This is a genomic window from Mesorhizobium sp. M7D.F.Ca.US.004.01.2.1 (assembly GCF_003997785.1).
GTDB classification, from domain to species: Bacteria; Pseudomonadota; Alphaproteobacteria; order Rhizobiales; family Rhizobiaceae; genus Mesorhizobium; species Mesorhizobium loti.
Genome location: NZ_RZRQ01000111.1, coordinates 1 through 18,290, shown reverse-complemented (window position 1 = coordinate 18,290; position 18,290 = coordinate 1). Strand labels below are relative to the sequence as shown.

The 18,290-nt window shown below is 64.6% G+C and carries 16 protein-coding genes and 1 pseudogene; 6 read left to right on the top strand and 11 right to left on the bottom strand.

Annotated features, from left to right (window positions below; translation table 11 throughout):
* Positions 1-244: 244 nt before the first annotated feature.
* From EN993_RS17000 to EN993_RS16970, 7 genes are all read right to left on the bottom strand, one after another.
* Entirely contained in the window at positions 245-1,216 is a 972-nt protein-coding gene (locus EN993_RS17000; protein ID WP_127264250.1) for an ABC transporter permease, read from the bottom strand.
* Positions 1,213-2,754 carry a sugar ABC transporter ATP-binding protein gene (locus tag EN993_RS16995; RefSeq protein ID WP_127264252.1) on the bottom strand — a complete coding sequence of 514 codons (1,542 nt, stop codon included), beginning with the start codon at positions 2,752-2,754 and terminating at the stop codon, positions 1,213-1,215. The genes EN993_RS17000 and EN993_RS16995 overlap by 4 nt, the downstream gene beginning before the upstream one ends.
* 241 nt (positions 2,755-2,995) lie before the next feature.
* The gene (locus tag EN993_RS16990) at positions 2,996-4,030 is read right to left on the bottom strand and encodes an ABC transporter substrate-binding protein (RefSeq protein ID WP_127264248.1); all 1,035 of its coding nucleotides are present in this window, start codon (positions 4,028-4,030) and stop codon (positions 2,996-2,998) included.
* 165 nt (positions 4,031-4,195) lie between these two features.
* Positions 4,196-5,110: a sugar phosphate isomerase/epimerase gene (locus EN993_RS16985; RefSeq protein WP_127264246.1), complete on the bottom strand. Its 915-nt coding sequence runs from the start codon at positions 5,108-5,110 to the stop codon at positions 4,196-4,198.
* A gap of 38 nt (positions 5,111-5,148) precedes the next feature.
* Positions 5,149-6,678 (bottom strand): mannitol dehydrogenase family protein, encoded by a 1,530-nt coding sequence (locus EN993_RS16980; RefSeq protein WP_127264244.1) that lies wholly within the window; start codon positions 6,676-6,678, stop codon positions 5,149-5,151.
* The gene (locus EN993_RS16975; protein WP_109660760.1) at positions 6,675-7,457 is read right to left on the bottom strand and encodes an SDR family oxidoreductase; all 783 of its coding nucleotides are present in this window, start codon (positions 7,455-7,457) and stop codon (positions 6,675-6,677) included. Before EN993_RS16975 ends, EN993_RS16980 begins: the two co-directional genes overlap by 4 nt.
* Before the next feature lie 78 nt (positions 7,458-7,535).
* Positions 7,536-8,429, bottom strand: a complete 894-nt coding sequence (locus tag EN993_RS16970; protein WP_126069747.1) for a MurR/RpiR family transcriptional regulator — start codon at positions 8,427-8,429, stop codon at positions 7,536-7,538.
* 120 nt (positions 8,430-8,549) lie between these two features.
* Here EN993_RS16970 and EN993_RS16965 point away from each other — a divergent pair, with 120 nt between their 5' ends.
* Positions 8,550-9,737, top strand: coding sequence for a Gfo/Idh/MocA family oxidoreductase (locus EN993_RS16965; protein WP_109660764.1), 1,188 nt, complete (start codon positions 8,550-8,552; stop codon positions 9,735-9,737).
* A gap of 13 nt (positions 9,738-9,750) precedes the next feature.
* Here the strand turns inward: EN993_RS16965 and EN993_RS16960 are convergent, their stop codons facing one another.
* The 4 genes from EN993_RS16960 to EN993_RS16945 all read right to left on the bottom strand — a co-directional run bounded on the left by EN993_RS16960 (position 9,751) and on the right by EN993_RS16945 (position 13,468).
* Positions 9,751-10,674: a nucleoside hydrolase gene (locus tag EN993_RS16960; protein ID WP_109660766.1), complete on the bottom strand. Its 924-nt coding sequence runs from the start codon at positions 10,672-10,674 to the stop codon at positions 9,751-9,753.
* 82 nt (positions 10,675-10,756) lie between these two features.
* The gene (locus EN993_RS16955; protein WP_164757686.1) at positions 10,757-11,746 is read right to left on the bottom strand and encodes an ABC transporter substrate-binding protein; all 990 of its coding nucleotides are present in this window, start codon (positions 11,744-11,746) and stop codon (positions 10,757-10,759) included.
* 49 nt (positions 11,747-11,795) lie between these two features.
* Positions 11,796-12,611, bottom strand: coding sequence for an ABC transporter permease (locus EN993_RS16950; protein ID WP_206532379.1), 816 nt, complete (start codon positions 12,609-12,611; stop codon positions 11,796-11,798).
* 56 nt (positions 12,612-12,667) lie between these two features.
* A complete protein-coding gene (locus EN993_RS16945; protein ID WP_109660771.1) occupies positions 12,668-13,468 on the bottom strand; it encodes an ABC transporter ATP-binding protein in 801 nt (266 codons plus the stop codon).
* A 251-nt stretch (positions 13,469-13,719) separates the two neighbouring features.
* On the opposite strand from EN993_RS16945, the gene EN993_RS16940 reads away from it, so the two are divergent.
* The 5 genes and pseudogenes from EN993_RS16940 to EN993_RS16920 form a co-directional block, all read left to right on the top strand.
* The gene (locus EN993_RS16940) at positions 13,720-14,760 is read left to right on the top strand and encodes a LacI family DNA-binding transcriptional regulator (protein ID WP_109660773.1); all 1,041 of its coding nucleotides are present in this window, start codon (positions 13,720-13,722) and stop codon (positions 14,758-14,760) included.
* Positions 14,761-14,990: 230 nt separating this feature from the next.
* Positions 14,991-15,875 (top strand): AraC family transcriptional regulator, encoded by an 885-nt coding sequence (locus tag EN993_RS16935; RefSeq protein WP_109660775.1) that lies wholly within the window; start codon positions 14,991-14,993, stop codon positions 15,873-15,875.
* A gap of 238 nt (positions 15,876-16,113) precedes the next feature.
* A complete protein-coding gene (locus EN993_RS16930) occupies positions 16,114-17,196 on the top strand; it encodes a sugar ABC transporter substrate-binding protein (protein ID WP_109660777.1) in 1,083 nt (360 codons plus the stop codon).
* 99 nt (positions 17,197-17,295) lie between these two features.
* Positions 17,296-18,126 carry an ATP-binding cassette domain-containing protein gene (locus EN993_RS16925; protein ID WP_109660779.1) on the top strand — a complete coding sequence of 277 codons (831 nt, stop codon included), beginning with the start codon at positions 17,296-17,298 and terminating at the stop codon, positions 18,124-18,126.
* Positions 18,123-18,290: pseudogene (locus tag EN993_RS16920) on the top strand (sugar ABC transporter permease); the annotation flags it as partial. The gene EN993_RS16925 and the pseudogene EN993_RS16920, both read left to right, overlap by 4 nt.

Below are 18,290 nucleotides of genomic sequence, written 5' to 3'. Positions count from 1 at the left end.
GGTCCGGTTCGCGATGGGGTGGGGACAGAGAGATCGCATCGGCGCAAAGTCCCCCTCACCCGGATTGCCAACCGAATTGCGAAGGGCAATTCGGGCCAATCCGACCTCTCCCCGAGGGGAGAGGAGGATGCCGGCGTCGATGCTCTTCTCTTCTCCCCACCGGGGAGAAGGTGGACGCGAAGCGGCCGGATGAGGGGGCCTTTCACACGCGATTGCCTCGCAAAGGGCACTATCATCGCACCCATCACTGCCGCCCCCGCATCGTAATAAACGCGCCGAACATCACCACGGCGACCATGATGGCGCCTTCGATGATGGCGGTGACGTTGGGGTCGATGGCGAGCAGCGTCAGATCAGTGCGCACCAGCCGCAGCACGAAGACGGCGACGATGGGGCCGAGCAGGCCGCCCTTGCCGCCGCCGAGCGCCACGCCGCCGAGCACCACCGCCGCGACGCTGGCGAGCAGATAGGGGCCGGGGATGGGGGCGCCAATGCCGGTGCTCATGGTCAGCGCCAGCCCGCCCATCGCCGCGAACAGGCCCGACAGCGCATAGGCGATGATGCGGGTGCGCTTGACCGGCACGCCTGAGCGGAACGCCGCCAACTCGCTCGAGCCGATGGCGTAGATGGAGAGGCCGAGGCGCGAGCGCCTGAGCGGTATCCAGACGATGCAGAGGCAGACGATCAGCACCAGCAGCGCCTTGGGCAGCCAGGCGTCGATGCCGTCGGGCAGGCCCGGTATCGGCACGGTGCCCGAGATCAGCGCCTTCAGCCATTCGGCGGCGGCACCGCCCGGCGCGTCGAGCACCAGAAGGGCGGCACCCTGCAGCACGAACAGGGTGGCCAGCGTGACGACGATGTCGGGCACGCGGGTGACGACGATCAGCATGCCGTTGACGGCGCCGAGCACGAAACCCATGGCGAGCACGAAGGGCACCACGAACAGCGCGTATTCTTCCGAGGCGCCGGCCATCATCGAGGCGGCGGTGACGCTGGTCAGCGCCATCATGGCGGCGACCGACAGGTCGATGCCGCCGGCGATGACCACCACGGTCTGCGCGGCGACGGCGAAGGCGTAGGGCAAAACGGCGCGTGCGAGCGAGCCGAAATCGCCGCTGCCATAGGCCGGCTGGATCAGTTTCGTGATGATGAACAGGGCGACGAAGAGGGCGAACAGGCCTGATACCCAGCCCTGGCGGCGCAGGAAATGGCTCATGGGTTCGTCCCCGAAGACGGGGACTGGGGATCGGCCAGAATGCCGATATCGGCCTTGGCGCCGCGCGGCAGGCCGTAGGCGGCGCGCATCAGCGCCGGCTCGTCGGCCTCCTCGACGGGGAAGATGTCGACGACGCGGCCGCCGAAGATGACGATGACGCGGTCGCAGACACGCTGCACCTCTTCGAGTTCCGAGGTGTAGAACAGCACCGACTTGCCGTGGCCGGCGAGCTCGCGCACCAGATGATAGATCTCCTGCTTGGTGCCGACATCGATGCCGCGCGTCGGGTCGAAGCACAGGATGGTGCGGGCGTCTGCCGCGATCCAGCGGGCGATCGTCACCTTCTGCTGGTTGCCGCCGGACAGGCGCTGCACTTCGCCTTGCGCGCGGGTGTCGATCTGCAGCCGCTCGATGGCGCTGACCACCTTGGCGCGCTCCCGGCGCATGTTGATCGGCCCCCAGTTGCGCAGCGCCGCACTGAAGGGCAGCGCGATGTTCTCGCGCACCGAGCGTTGCATGGCGAGCGCTTCGGCACGGTCGCCCGGCACATAGGCGATGCCGGCGCGGATGGCGTCGATCGGGTGCGAGAATTTTGCGGGGCTGCCGTCGACTTCGATGGTGCCGCCCGATGGCCGGATCGAACCGGCAAGGGCGGAAAACAGCTCGTCCTGGCCCTGGCCTTCGAGCGCCACGACGCCGGCGACCTCGCCGTCGGCGAGATCGAAGGAGACGTCGTTGAGCTTGGTGCCGACGCGCAAATTGCGCACGGCAAGCCTGGGTTGGGCAGGGGCGGGCGCTGCCTTCTGGGCGGCACTGCGGGCGGCGACATGGGTCTTGACGATGCGGGTGCCGAGCATCAGCTCGACGATCTTTTCCTCGACGCCGGGCACGATGTCGACGACGCCGACGGTCTCGCCGTCGCGCAGCACGGTGGCGCGATCGCACAGTGCCGAGATTTCGACGAAGCGGTGCGAGATGAAGATCACCGCGCGGCCGGCATCGCCCTGGCGGCGCACCACTTCCAGCACCTTTTCGGCGAGGTTGGCGGGCAGTGCGGCGGTCATCTCGTCGAGCAGCAGCACGTCGGGCTCGACGGCCAGCGCGCGCGCCAGATCGAGCACGCGCAGCACGGCCAGCGGGATGTCGCGCGCGGTGTCGCGGATATCGAGGTCGGGAATGCCGAGTTCGCGCACCCAGGCGCGGAACGGCTCGACCGGCGTGCCGGTCAGCCGCAGATTGGACAGCACATCGAGATCGGGGATCAGCGATGGTTCCTGATAGACGGGCAGCAGGCCGGCGCGGCGCGCGGCGGCGGGCGAGCGTATGTCGCGCGCCTCGCCACGGATCAGGATGCGGCCGGCATTGGCAGAAATAGCGCCGGTCAGGATCTTCACCAGCGTCGACTTGCCGGCGCCATTGGCGCCCATCAGGGCGTGCACCTCGCCGGGCAGGACGGACAGCGACGCGTTGCGAAGGGCCGCAACCGCGCCGTAATTCTTGGCGACGCCTGATGCGTCGAGGAGGGGGTTGCTGGTCAAATCGTGGGGTTCTCGATTCATGAGGCAGGGCTATCGCGTGTGGAGAGGCCCCCTCATCCGGCCGCTTCGCGTCCACCTTCTCCCCGTGGGGGAGAAGAGGCTGGCGCTCGTGCCGGCTCCTCTCCCCTCGGGGAGAGGTCGGATTGCCCCGAATTGCCCTTCGCAATTCGGTTGGCAATCCGGGTGAGGGGGCCTTCCCATATGTGACTTCCCCGCCTTGTGAGGCAGGGCTATCGGAGACTTATTCCCCCGGCCCCTTGCACGCCACGATCTGCTCCTTCGTATATGTCGTCCAGTCCGGGATCGAGATCGAGACCGGCCATTCGGGGCTCAGCGACGGGTCGGCGGCGGCCTTCAGCTTGGCCTTGCCTTCCTCGGTGGCGTTCTCCCACAGCTGCGGCTCGACCAGCACGGTCTGCTGGGCCGGCTTCTTGCCGTCGAGGATCTGCAGGGCGAGCGTCACGCCGGCGCCGCCGATCGAGCCGGGGTTGGTGACCGCGGCACCGACGAGGCCCTTGACCGAGCTCAGCTGGCCGACGAAGCCGGCATTGTCGGCGCCGACCACCGGCACCAGCGGCGCCTGCGACTCGACCAGCGCGTCGACGATGACGTTGTCGATGCCCGAGGTCCACACGCCGTTGATCGGCGTGCCAGTGGCGAGGAAGGACAGCATCTGCTGCTTGGCCTGGTCCTGCTGCCAGCCGGTGAAGACTTCCTGCGCGACCTTCACGTCGGGGAATTCGGCCAACGCCTTCTTGAAGCCCTTGTCGCGGTCAGAGTCGGCGGACGCGCCGGCGGCACCGCGCATGTAGAACACGTCGCCCTTGCCACCCATCTGCTGGAACAGCCATTTGGCGCCGAGATAGGCATACTGTTCCTGGTTGTTGGAGATGATGTAGGCCGACGGCTCGGTGACCGCCTGGTCGACGGCAACGACGACGATGCCGGCCTTGGTGGCTTCTTCCAGGCCCGCCTTGATGCCGGCCGGATCGGCCGGGTTGACGACGATGGCGTCGACCTTGGCGCTGATCAGGTTGCGGATATCTTCCAACTGGCCGGCGGCATCGGTGTTGCGGTGGGCGATGTTGAGCTTGGCGACCTCGCCGGACGCCAGCGCCTGTGCCTTCATGGCGCAGACCATCTCCTCGCGCCAGCCATTGCCCTGCACGGTGTTGGAGATGCCGATCGTGTATTTGCCGGCGGCTGCCGAGACGCCCACCGAGGCCAGCAAGGCAGCACCCGCAAGCAGCGGGACCATGGTCAGGATTTTCTTCATTTCAGACTTCCTCCACATTGTTTTTCAGTTTCAGTTCCAAGTCGTTGAAGCGCATTGCTTGGAAAGTGATTCAGGCGCTGCGCTTCAAGTCGTTGTCCTCCACATGTCGTTGCCGACCTGTATTCTTGTCATGCATGTCGGTTTGGGCGACATGCATTTGTGCCGTCATTTGACGAAGGGCCGCAGCATGTCGCGGGCGAGCAGAAAACCCCGCTTGACCTGGTCTTCGCTGCCTTCAAATCGCCTGTCCTCGTGTTCGATGATGACCGACCCGTCATAGCCGGCACGGTAGAGGCCGGAGAAGAAGCCGCTCCAGTCGACATCGCCCAGCCCCGGCATGCGCGGCACCTGCCAGCCTATGCCGGAAGAGAGGATTCCGCGCTCATACAAACCATCACGATCAATCATCAGGTCCTTGGCGTGGACATGCAGCATGTAGGCGCCGAATTCCCTGATGAAGCGGGCCTGGTCGATCATCTGCCAAACCAGGTGTGACGGGTCGAAATTCATGCCGACATCGCCGCCCCAGGTTTCGAGGATGCGGCGCCAGACCTGCGGCGAATAGGCGATGTTGTGCCCGCCCGGCCACTCGTCATAGCTGAAGATCATCGGGCAGTTCTCGAAGGCGAGTTTTACACCATGCTCGCGCGCATGGGCGACGATTTCGGGCCAGACCTTGAGCGCCTCCTGCCAGTTGACGTCGACGGTCTTCGAAGCATCGCCGCCGCAGAAGGTGTTGACGACAGGCACGCCCATATTGGCGGCCAGCACGATCACCTTCTTCAGATGGCCGATCACGTCGTCGCGGTGGGCGGCATCGGGGTGCAGCGGGTTGGGGTAGTAGCCGAGACCGGAGACCGACAGGTTCTTCTCGGTCAGCGAAGCGACGATTTCTTTCGCCTGCGCGGCGGAGGTCGAGGCGGCGTCGATATGGCTGGTTCCGGCATAGCGGCGGCTGGCGCCGGAGGATTTCGGCCAGCAGGCGATCTCCAGCGCCTCGAAGCCGGCCGCGCTTGCCCAGCCGGCAACCTCGCCAAGCGACGTCTCCGCGAACGGTGCGGTGAGCACTCCAAGTTTCATACTGCCTCCCCTGGTCGTGAATTCACGACCGACTAGTACTATGCAGATCGAGCCGGCCGCTTCAACCGTGTGGTGTCGGCTTGTTTCAGATTGCGCCTGACGGTTGCCATCGGATCGTCCGAAAGCAGCCCATCGAGCGCCGATGTTACGGCCTTGCGGAACGTCTCGTTCGCGGCAAGGCCGGGGTCGAAAATCGTGTCGATGGCAAGGATGCCGGCCACCAGTGCCTTCGCATCGCGGCCGGTTGCGTCGGCAATCGCGGCGACCTTGCCGGCATAGGGGTCCGACACCGGCCAGCGTTTGCCGAATTTTTCCGAGGCCTGGATCAGATAGGCCATCCAGCCCGCGACAGGGATCGACAGTAGTGCGATGCTTTCGCCTTGGCGCAAGCGGTCGCGGATCGGGTTGAGCAGGCGCTGGACGATCTTCTGCGAGCCGTCGGTGGCGATCTGGTGGTTGCGGTGGCGGATGGCAGTGTTGCGCAAGCGGCCGAGGCTCTGCTCGACATAGGCTGATGGATCCATGCCTGGCACCGGCGTCAGTGTCGGCAGCGTTTCCTCGACAAGCATGCGTCTGATGAAGGCCGCCAGCAGCGGGTCGGCGATGGCGTCCGATGTGTGTTCGAGGCCGGCCAGCACGCCGAGCGTGGCGAGTGTCGTCTGGGCACCGTTAAGCACCCGCATCTTGAGATGCTCGAACGGCGTGACATCGTCGACAAAGGTCGCGCCGACCAGATCCCAGCGCGGCATGCGACCGGCGAATTTCCGTTCGATCACCCATTGCCGGAACGGTTCACCGACGGCAACGGCAGCATCGCGGTAGCCGAACCACTGTTCGACGCTGTCGAGATCATCCTGCGTCACCGCCGGCGCGATGCGGTCGACCATGGCCGAGGGGAAGGTGGCGTTGGCTTCGATCCACTCGGCCAGCCCATTCTCGCGCCGCTCGGCAAAAGCCTGCACGACATTGGCCAGGATGACGCCATTGGTCGGAATGTTGTCGCAGGAGAGCAGCGTCAGCGGCCGGCCATGCGTCGCCCTGCGCAGCTCCAGCGCCTTTGCGAGGATGCCGGGCACGCTGCGTGGCCTCTCGGGGTTGGCGAGGTCATGGACGATGTCGGGATGGCCGAGGTCGAGTTCGCCACTCGACGGGATTTGGCAATAGCCTTTCTCGGTCACCGTCATCGTCACCAGCTCGATGTCAGGCGAAGACAAAACGTCGAGTGCCGGCGCGACACTTGCCTGGCTGTCGACCACTTCCAGGATGCTGCCGATGACGCGCGCCTCGATATGGCTGTTCTCGCGGATGAGCCTTGTGTAGAGCCCGCTCTGCCGGCCGAGCGTCTCAGTGAGGCTGGGCGGGCGGATGTTGATGCCGATCACGCCCCAGCGGTCGAAATGGAGCGACAAGAGGTCATCGGTGTATTCGGCCTGATGGCAACGATGGAAGGCGCCGACGCCGAGATGCGCCATCCCAGCGGCGAGCGCCGCGCGGTGATAGGCCGGTGTCTGGACAGCGGCGGGAAGTCTTTCCAGCAGTGCCGGGCTGAGCGTTTCGATGGCGCTCACCGGTTCGCCCCGATCACCCACTGTTCCTGGTCGACCAGCGTGCCGGTCATCGGCCCGGCGGCATCCGAAAGCAGGAAGACGGCGAGGTTCGCGATATCGCTCGTCGAGAACAGGCGGCCGAAAGGCTGCGAGGCGTTGGCGGCATCGAGCCAGCCAGGGCCATTGCCCAGCGTGTCGGCCTGCATGGCGCGTTCGGCCGGCGTGTCGGTCCAACCGACATTGATGCCGTTGACGCGGATGCGGTCGAAGCGGTGAGCGTTGGCGGCATTCTTGGTCAGCGTCGCCAGCGCGCCCTTGCTGGCGGAATAGACGGCGAGTTCCGGCGAGCCGCAATGGGCGTTGATCGACAGGATGTTGACAATGGCGCCACCCTGGCCCCGCTTCTTCATGTCTGCAATCGCCGCCTGCATCAGGAAGAACGGCGCGCGCGCGTTGACCGCGAACAGCGAGGCCCAGTCGTCGAGGTCGGCATCGAGGAAGGAGGCGCGGTCGGTCAGGCCGGCGGCGTTGACCAGCGCATCGATGCGGCCGAAGCGGTCGATGCAGGCCTGCGCCAAAAGGGCAGGGGTTGCCGGGTCGGCGAGGTCGGCGGCGACGAAGATTGTCGGCGTGCCCAATTGCGAAAGCTCCGCCGCCACAGCGTCGCCGCGCACCTTCTCGCGCCCGGTGATCAGCAGGCCGCCGGCGCCGGAGCGCGCCAGCGTCTCGGCGATTGCGCGGCCGATGCCTTGCGTCGAGCCGGTGACCAGCGCCACCTTGCCGTTGAGTTGAAGCTCCATTCCTCCTCCCGGAACAAAGTTTCTATTTTTTGAAATATGGAACGGCAATTCCCGATAGTCAATTGTGCCAGTGGTACCTCATTTGGTGCGGCGCGCGGCGACGCCATGGACCAGCGCCATGCCGACCGCCAGCGACGCGGCCAGCGAGCGGAAGCCGGCGAAGTCGGACTCCACAACTTCCAGCCAGCTGTCCGACAGCCGGATGAGCGGGCTGAAGGTGCTGTCGGTGATGGTGACGATGCAGGCCTGGCGCTCATGTGCCACCGCGACAAGGTCGGGCGTGATCGAATTGTAGGGGCTGAAGGAGACCGCCAGCACGGCATCCTGCCTGCCGATGCAGCCGACCTGGTCGATTGCAGTGGAGCCGACATTGTCGACCAGCACGTTGCGCACGCCTTGTTGCGAGAGCGTCAGCGATAGATAGGTGGTGACGGGAAAGGCGCGCTTGGAGCCGATGACGTAGATCAGGTCGGCGGCCGCCAGCAGCGCCACCATCTTCTCGAAACTCTCGACGTCGAAGCCGCTCTCGATGCGGCCAAGCGAAGCCTGGGAGGCGCCGACCATGCCGTGCAGGAAATGCAGATGAGCATTGGGTTCGGCCTCGGTCCGCTGCTCGCCGCGTCCTTCCGGCCACGACCCCTTGACGTGATCCTTGAATAGGCCCTGGAAATCGGAAAAGCCGGAGTAACCGAAGATCTGGGCAAAGCGCACCAGCGTCGAGGGCTGCACGCCGGCCTGTGCCGCCACCTGCGCGATGGTGCCGAGCGCCACGTCGCTCGGATGCTGCCACAGGAAGATGGCGACCTGGCGCAGCCGCTTGGGGAAATGCACCGTGCCGGAAGAGAGCACCGCGCGCAGTTCCTCGTAGGTCTGTGGCTGGATGTAGCCGAGTGCTGCCAGCGAGCGCCCGCGCTTGCGCGTAGCCGCCTCGTCGGCAATCGACCGTCCCGATGTTTTGCCCGCCCCACTCATGATTTCAGGCTAGCGCGGCACGATCGTTTTACAATATGGAAATTGGAAATTGTGTTCGAAAGTGCCGGCGGCGTCATAGGGTTGCACGTCGTCAAAATGGTCTGCCGGGAGGAGTAAAGAATGGTCTACGCAACATCGGACGGATCGACGCGCCAACGTTTGCGGGTCGGCATGGTGGGTGGAGGCCGCAATGCCTTCATTGGTGCGGTGCATCGCCTTGCCATGCGCCTTGACGATCAGATCGCGCTGGTGGCCGGCGCGCTGTCCTCCGACCCGGAGAACGCCGCGGCCTCGGCCGCCGAGATCGGCATCGCGCCGGAGCGCAGCTATGCCGACTATCGCGTCATGGCAAAGGCAGAAGCCGCGCGGCCGGACGGCATCGAGGCCGTCGTCATCGTCACGCCCAACCATCTGCACGCACCGATCGCCACCGCATTCCTCGAGGCCGGCATCGACGTGATCTGCGACAAGCCGCTGTCGACGACGCTGGCCGACGCCGAAGCGCTGGTGGCGCTCGCGAAGGAGAAAAAACGCCGCTTCGTCGTCACCCTCAACAACACCGGCTATGCCATGGTGCGGCAAGCGCGCGAGATGGTGGCGGCGGGCGAGCTCGGACGGATCGTCTCCGTACATGGTTCGTATATCCAGGACTGGCTGACCAAGCCGATCGATGCCGAAGGCCAGAAGCAGGCGGAGTGGCGCACCGACCCGGCAAGGGCAGGGCAGTCGGCGGTGCTGGCCGATATCGGCGTGCATGCCTTCAATCTGGCGAGCTTCATCTCGGGCTGCGAGGCCGAGGCGGTTTCGGCCGATCTGTTCACCGCTGTGCCGGGGCGCCGGCTCGACGACAATGCGCATGTGATGATGCGCTGGACCGGCGGGGCGCGCGGCACGATCCTGGCCAGCCAGACATCGCCCGGCCACTACAATGATCTGTCCGTGCGCATCTATGGCGACAAAGCCGGGCTCGAATGGTCGGGCGCGCGACCGGAAGAACTGCGCTTCTCCCGCTACGGCGAGGAAACCCGCACGCTGGTGCGCGGCGGCCATGGCTCGACCGAGGAAAGCCGGCGCGTGTCGCGCATGCCGGCGGCGCATCCTGAAGGCTATATCGAGGCCTTCGCCAATTTCTACCGCGACGCCGCCGACATCATCCGCGCGCACCGTTCCGGTGCGGCGGTCGATCCGGCGCGCGCGGCGCAGGTGCCCGATATCGTCGACGGCGCGCGCGGCGTGAAGTTTGTCGCGGCGGCGGTGGATTCGAATGCGGCAGGTGGGGCATGGACGGCTGCGCGGTTTGGGAGATAGTTGCCCGCGCTGATTACAAAAGCCGCAGCCGCTGATCGATGAGCTGGAACAGCCTGGTGTCGTCGACCTCGGTGATGACGTGGCAGACCGGCAGGCCCTTGCCGGCGCCATTCTCGACCAGCGTCGCCCGCGTGCGGCCATAGGCGCCGGACGGATCGCAGTCGACCTCGATCACCGCGTCGACGCCCCTGAACAGGGTCGGGTCAATCAGGAACGCCGTCACGCAGGGGTCATGCAGGCTGGCGTCGCCGCTGCCATAGTGGCGCATCATGGCAATGGCCGTTTTCATGATCGGGCTGCTGTCGCGCTCGAGTTGCTCGAACCTCACCTTGGTCAACGTGGCGTGGCGGGTCACGTCCAGCCCAAACATGGTCATCGGAATGCCGGAAGACAGCACGATTTGTGCCGCATGCGGATCGATCCAGATGTTGAACTCCGCATCGGTCGCGGTGTTGCCGGGGCTGAAGGCGGCACCGCCCATGAAGGCGATGGCCTTGATCTTGCCGGCGATGGACGGTTCCTTGATCAGCGCGAGTGCAATGTTGGTCATCGGGCCGATCGGGCAAAGCGTGATCTGGCCAGGCTCGCGCAGGATCGTCTCGATGATGAAATCGACAGCGTGCTGCCCCTGGATCTCGTGCGTGGCATCGGGCACGTCGAGGTCGCCGAGGCCGTCGGTGCCGTGCACCGAGGCGCCCCTTTCTTCACGCGGCAGGATGATCGGCCTGATACAGCCGGCATAGACCGGAATGTCCTGGCGATTGGCCATGGCGGTGATGCGCAACGCATTGCGGGTGGTCAATGGCTGCGAGACGTTGCCGACGACCGTCGTTATGCCGACGATCTCGATTTCATCGGGCGAGGCAAAGGCCAGGAGAAGCGCTATGGCGTCGTCGACGCCGGGGTCGCAATCGAGGATAATTCTGCTCTTGGCCATGCCTGAAAGTCCATTCTCTTTGTACTGGTAAAAAGGGCCATCCCCGTCGGGATGGCCCTTGTCGTGAGGGGCGAGGCTGCGCCTACTTGAGCAGCTCGTTGGTGTAGTATTTCGAGGCCGGCAGGACTTCCTTGATCTGGTCGGTGTCCTTCAACGCCTGGGCGATCGGCAGCCAGTTCTTGTCTTCCTGCATCATGTAGCCGGTATCGCCTTTCATCAGGGCGGCGGTGAGCTTCCAGCCGGAGAGATTGTAGGCGAGGCTGCCGCCTTCCGGATAAGCCTTGGTGAACATCTCGGCGGCTTCTTCGGGATGGTCGGCGGCCCATTCGGTCGCCTTGATGGTGGCGCGCATCCACTTCTTGGCGACATCGCCGTGTTCGGCGAGGTAGGCGGTGGATGCGGTATAGGTCCAGACCGGGACATCGGGCGCGCCTGCCGCCGCACCGATGAGGCTGGTCGGATCCTTCTTCAAGGTCTCCTGCACCTGCGGCACCAGATAGTTCTCGGTGTTGGTGGCGATGTCGATCTTGCCGGCAAGCAGAAGATTGGTGTCGGAATCCTGCGCGATGATCAGCTTGACGTCGTCCTCGGTCAGCTTGGCGGCCTTGAGCACGAACGGCATCATCGCCTTGGTCCAGGAGTCGGTATAGATGGCGATCGATTTGCCCTTGAGGTTGTCGAGCGAAAGCGGCTCGCCGGGGCGGCCGAACAGACCCCAATTGTTGCTCTTGGTGTAGAGGCCGATCGAGGTGATCGGAATGCCTTGGGAGGCGCCGAAGACGACGTCGGTGGTGGCTTCGAAGCCGATCTCGGCCTGGCCGACGGCGAGTAGCCGCGCTGTGGTCTGCGAGTCCGGCGGGAAGATGACATCGACCTTGATGCCTTCGGCTTCGTAAAAGCCCTTCTGCTGGGCGACCAGCGTCGGGATCAGTTCGAAATCGGCGCTCGCCCAGTCATAAACGAAGCGGACGGTGGTGAGGTCGGCCGCGCTGGCCGGAGCCGCGCCGAAAGCGGCGCCAAGGGCAAGCAGGCCCACGGTCGCCGAGATCATCTTCGTATAGGTCATATGCATTGAACTCCTCCTGTTATCGTTGGTTGGCATTTGCAGATTGGTGGCTCGTTCACGAAGTGGTCCTCGGGGGGTTCCATTGCGCCCATGCCGGTGCGGTCGAACGCGAACGCCATGGCGTCATCAGCACCTCGAGCCCGAACACGAGCAGGAACGAGCCGACGCCGATGACGGTCAAAAGCAGCATGGCGGCGTAGACGCCGGCCGTGTTCATCTGCGCGTTGGCGGTGAGCAGATAGGTGCCCAAGCCCTGCTTGGACGAAGCGGTCCATTCGCCGATGACGGCGCCGGTCACCGCATAGGTGGCGCCGATCTTGAGGCCGGAAAACAGCGGGCCGATGCAGGCCGGCAATTTGACGATGGCGAAGGTGCGCAGGCCACCGCCGCCCATCAGGCGCGCCAGATTGAGCATATCGCGATCGACCGAGGCCAGGCCATCGAGCACGTTGACCACAACCGGGAAGAACACGATCCAAGCGACGATGATCAGCTTTGGGGTGATGCCGAAGCCGAAGATGATGACCAGCGGTGCGGCAATGGCGACGATCGGCACGGCCTGCGAAATGATCAGCGCCGGCATGACCAGGCGTTGCACGACACGGATCTGCCCCATCGCCAGAGCAAGCAGGAAGCCGATGAGGGCGCCGAGCACATAGCCGATCGCGGTTTCATAGAGCGTCTGGCCGGTCAGCACCGAGAGCCGCGGCCAGTTGTCGAAGAGCGTCTGGAAGGCGAGCGCCGGCGGCGGAATGACATAGGGCGGCAGCCCGGAGACCCAGACCAGCACCTGCCATGCGACCAGGATCAGCACCATGGCCACGACCCAGATCAAGAACGGTCCCGCCGCCGCTCCAAACCGTGTGTTCATTCCCGTGCTCCCTATTGGCCGTGAGGTCAGTGCCTGATTGGTCAATGCCCAATCGGTCAGTGGTAGAGATGCTGCATGATCTGCCGCTTCAGGCCGACGAATGTGTCTGTCGTCAGCACTTCCAGCGGCCGTGGCCTGGGCAGGTCGACGGTAAGGATTTCGGCGATGCGGCCCGGCCGCGGCGTCATCACCACGATGCGGTCAGCGAGATAGATCGCCTCGTCCACATCATGGGTGACGAACAGGATGGTGCGCTTGAGGTCGCGCCAGAGCTGCAGCAGCCATTGCTGCATGCCAAGCCGCGTCTGCGCGTCGAGTGCGCCGAACGGCTCGTCGAGCAGCATCACCTGGCGGCCGGCGGCGATAGTGCGCATCATGGCGACGCGCTGGCGCATGCCGCCTGACAGGGCATGCGGATAGTGGTTGAGGAAGTCGCCGAGACCGTAGCGGCTGGCCAGTTCCGCCGCCTCGGCGCGATCCTGCGCGGTGGCGCCGCGTGTCAATGACGCAGCGAGCGTAATGTTGCCGAGCACGGTCCGCCACGGCAGCATCAAATCCTTCTGCAGCATGTAGCCGACCTGGCCCGGCCGGTTGCTGACATCGTGGCCGTCGAGCACGATCTTTCCCGATGTTGCCTTGAGCAGGCCCGAGACGACATTGAACAGCGTGCTCTTGCCGCAGCCGGAGGCCCCGAGGATGCAGACGAATTCTCCGTCGGCGATATCGAGGCTGACATCGCTCAACGCGGTTACTGATCCGAAACTGACGTTGAGCTTTTCGATCGACAGTTTGGTTGGAGCCGGCGTCCCTGATCCGGGAGGCTCGGCGGCAGTGCGTGGCTCCCGCGCTTCCGGCATTCAGAACCCCTCTTGCTGCAGGCAAACCCTGGCTCGAAAACGCATAAGTCCTCCCATGACCTAGCCGGCACCCTGCAGGCCCGCCTGATGCCAAGCAGACCCGCCTGTCCCGCAAACGGCGACGGGCTAGCTTAGGTAAACGTTTACCTAACGAGTTATATGCGTTATGTCAAATCCACGGCGCAGGCTGTCGATCACGCGACCTGTTTCTTTGGAACAGCGATCCGTGCTAGTCGCATGCCGATGTTCCGATGGCGGCAGAGACAGGCTATCGTTCGTCGAAATGGCGAGGGAATGTGGCAACGACGATCAAAGATATCGCCCGGCAGGCTGGTGTATCGGCTGCAACCGTTTCAAAGGTCCTCAACCGCAAAGACCACTCCATAGGCGAGAAGACCCGGGAAAAAATCTGGTCGCTGGTCAAGGAACTCAATTATACGCCCAACTCGATCGCCCGGTCGCTTATTACCCGCAGTTCGCGTGTCATCGGCGTCATCGTGCCTGACATTCTCAATGCCTATTTCACGGAGCTCGTCCGCGCTTGCGACCAGGCCGCGCGTGAGCGGGGTTATTCGACGATCCTGTGTAATTCCGACAGCGATCCCGAAAAGGAGGCATCGCATTTGACCTTCCTCGCCAGTCACGGCGTCGATGGCATCGTGCTTGCCGCAAGCGATCTGATTCCTGACGCCCACCTCCTGGAGAGGCTCAGGATACCCTTGGTATCGATGGACCGGGAAATTCCCGACCTCGATTGCCTCGCTGCGCGAATCGACACGGACTACGAGACGGGTGCCTTCCTGTCGGCAAGCCATCTGATCCGGGCAGGGCACAGGCGGATTGCGTTCGTCAGCGGCAACCCCCAGGCGTCGAACACGAAAATCAGGCGGGCGGGATTCGAGCGGGCGCATCGCGAGGCCGGGTTGCCAGTCGATCCGGATCTGATCGAGTGCGGTGCCTTCAACCATCGATTTGGACTGGTGGCCACGCGCACGCTGCTCGACCGCACCAGCTTCACGGCCATGTGCTGCATGAGCGACATGCTGGCTATGGGGGCGACCGTGGCGCTGCGCGAACGCGGCTTGAGCGTTCCCGAGGATTGCGCGGTGATCGGCTTCGACAACATCTATATCGCACCGCTTCTCGTTCGGCCGCTTTCGACGATCGAGCGGCGCATTTCCGAGTCCGGCTATCTGGCGATCGGCGCGCTGATCGATTTTCTCGATGACCCCACGCATCCGCGCCGGATGGTGCTCATGGAACCGACGGTGATCCAGAGGGAGACGACGTAGCGAGGCGACGGGCTTCGAACGTCTGGCGCAACCCCTCCTGCCCGAATATCGCCTCTCCGCATCCCTTCCCGGTTAAAAAAGTATCATCCGTTGCCCTGAATCGTGGTGGCGCCTGTTGTCATGAGCCGATACCGTGGCTCTTGAAATGCAGAGCCGAAACCAATTCGGCCGGTTTAGGGAATGTGGGCCGAACGCGGCAACGATCCGTGCCGGCCTGGGAGGAAACGGACATGGAACCGGACCTGGAAGTAGTCCAGATACGACGCGGTGAGTCCTTCAAGGCGTGGTCGCATGGCTACCCCTTCCATACGGTGCGCTGGCATTTCCATCCCGAATATGAATTGCATCAGGTGATCTTCACCAATGGCCGCTATTTCGTCGGCGACTTCATCGGCGAGTTCGAGCCGGGCAATCTGGTGCTGACCGGGCCGAACCTGCCGCACAATTGGGTCAGCGACATCCCCAGGGACAGCTCGATCCCGCTGCGCGGCCGCATCATCCAGTTTTCCGAGAGCTTCATCGGTGACGCCATGCATGTGCTGCCGGAGCTGGCGGGGCTGGGGCACCTGCTCGAAGCGTCGCGGCGCGGCGTGCTGTTTTCCAACCGCACCAGCAAGGCGCTGGCGCCATTGATGGAAGAGATGATGCAGGCGCAGGGTGTGCGCCGCATCGAGCTATTCATGATGATCGCAGGCCTGCTCAGCCGCGCCCAGGAATTCCAGCTGCTGGCCAGCGCCAGCTACCGGCCCGATCCGTCGGGCTACATGACCGCCGGCATGAACAAGGCACTCGCCTATATCAGGGAGAACCTGACGCAGCTGTTCGACGAGGCGGATCTCGCTGCCATTGCCGGCCAGTCGACCGGCGCCTTCTCACGCTCGTTTCGCCGCCACACCGGCATGTCGCTGGTGCAGTATGTCAAGCGGCTGCGCATCAATCTCGCCTGCCAGATCCTGATGAGCGACGAGCAGGCCTCGATCACCGACATCTGCTACGAGGTCGGCTTCAACAATTTGTCCAATTTCAACCGGCAGTTCCTGGCGGAGAAGGGCATGCCGCCCTCGCGCTTCAGGCGCCTGCTGGCCGACAACATCAATGCGGGCAAAGCCGCTTAACGGAGGAGCCAGGGAGGAACCAAGGGAGGAACAACACTTTTTCGCCTGAAGGCGTGGCCCGCATGACGCGGTCCGCGATGGAGAGCGCTTGTCTTGAAAAAGGATGTCGGCGCGGCTCGAAAGGCCGGCGCCGGGGCTCTGGTTCCCAATTGCAGTTGGGGCGAGGGCGGAGGCGTGTCTTCACACCAAAGCAGTCAACGACCTTCTTACAACCATATCCAGAAACGGAGAAGACCGAATGACCAAACTTTCATTGAAATCCGCTGGGAAGTCCGCCGGCATGGCAGCAATTGCGCTGTCGCTGCTGGCCGGCACCGCCGCGATCGCCAGGGCCGCCGAGGTCACCGACGCCACTGTCGCCTTCCTGATGCCCGACCAGGCCTCGACCCGCTACGAGCAGCACGATTATCCCGGCTTCGCCGCCGAGATGAAGAAGCTGTGCCCGGGCTGCAAGGTGCTCTACCAGAATGCCGATGCCGACGCCTCGCGCCAGCAGCAGCAGTTCAACTCGGTGATCTCGCAGGGCGCCAAGGCGATCGTGCTCGACCCGGTCGACTCGACCGCTGCCGCCTCGCTGGTGAAGCTGGCGCAGAGCCAGGGCATCAAGGTCATCGCCTATGACCGGCCGATCCCGACAGCACCGGCTGACTTCTATGTCTCGTTCAACAATGAAGGCATCGGCAAGGCCATCGCCGACTCGCTGGTCGAGCACCTGAAGGCGCTGAAGGTCGATCCGGCCACGGGCGGCGTCTTGCAGATCAACGGCTCGCCGACCGATGCGGCGGCCGGCCTGATCAAGAAGGGCATCCATGCAGGCCTCGACAACAGCGGCTACCAGATCCTGGCCGAATACGACACGCCGGAATGGGCGCCGCCGAAGGCGCAGCAATGGGCCGGCGGCCAGATCACCCGCTTCGGCCCGAAGATCCTCGGCGTCGTCGCCGCCAATGACGGCACCGGTGGCGGCGCCATCGCGGCGTTCAAGGCGGCCGGCGTCGATCCCGTGCCGCCGGTGACCGGCAATGACGCGACGATCGCAGCACTTCAGCTGATCATCGCCGGCGATCAGTACAACACCATCTCCAAGCCGAGCGAGATCGTGGCTGCGGCCGCCGCCAACATCGCCATCAAGCTGCTTTCGGGCGAGACGCCGAAGGCCGAGATGACACTGTACGACACGCCCTCGCAGCTGTTCACGCCAGCCGTGGTGACGCAGGAAAACCTGAAGGCCGAGATCATCGACAAGAAGATCAACACCGCGGCCGAACTCTGCGTCGATCGCTACGCGGAAGGCTGCAAGAAGCTGGGCATCGGGAACTGACCGCGACCCTTGCCCGCTGCGCTGCCTGGCCGCCCGCGCGGCGGCCAGGCAGCGCACATCCGATTTCTTGAACCGGTTCTTTTGAAAGGTGTTCCAGGCATGATCGATACCCCGGACGGACCGGTTCCGACAGGCGAGCTGGTGCTCAGCCTGCGCGGCGTTTCGAAGAATTTCGGCGCCGTCTCGGCGCTCACCGATATCGATCTCGATGTCCATGCCGGCGAGGTGGTGGCGCTGGTCGGCGACAATGGCGCCGGCAAGTCGACGCTGGTCAAGATCCTGGCCGGCGTGCATCAGCCGAGCTCGGGCAGCATCAGCTTTCGCGGCACGCCTGTGACGCTTGCCGACCCGAGTGCGGCGCTGACGCTTGGCATCGCCACCGTGTTCCAGGACCTGGCGCTGTGCGAGAACCTCGACATCGTCGCCAACATCTTCCTCGGCCGCGAGCTCAACCCGCTGCGGCTGGACGAGGTAGCGATGGAAGTGCGCGCCTGGACGCTGCTCAACGAGCTTTCGGCGCGCATCCCGAGTGTCCGCGAAGTCGTCGCGTCGCTGTCGGGCGGCCAGCGCCAGACGGTGGCGATCGCCCGCTCGCTGCTGCTCGAACCCAAGCTCATCTTGCTCGACGAGCCGACGGCCGCACTTGGCGTGGCGCAGACAGCGGAAGTGCTCAATCTGATCGAGCGCGTGCGCGACCGCGGCCTCGGCGTCGTCATCATCAGCCACAATATGGAAGACGTGCGCGCAGTTGCCGACCGCATCGTCGTGCTGCGGCTTGGCCGCAACAACGGCATCTTCTCGCCCGACGCCTCGAACCAGGAACTGGTCAGCGCCATCACCGGCGCGTCGAACAATTCGGTGTCGCGACGCGCCGAGCGCCGCCAGGCCCAGACCGCCCGGCCGGATCAAACCCAGGAGCCACGCCCATGAGCAGCGACGTGCAACAGACGGCCCCGGTGCCGCCGCAGCTCGACCGCGCCGATGTGCGCGTCAAGCACGAGGCCGGGATCGGCGGCGCCATCCGCAGGTTCTTCGACCGGGTCCGCTCGGGCGATCTCGGTTCGCTGCCGGTGATTGTCGGGCTGGTCATCATC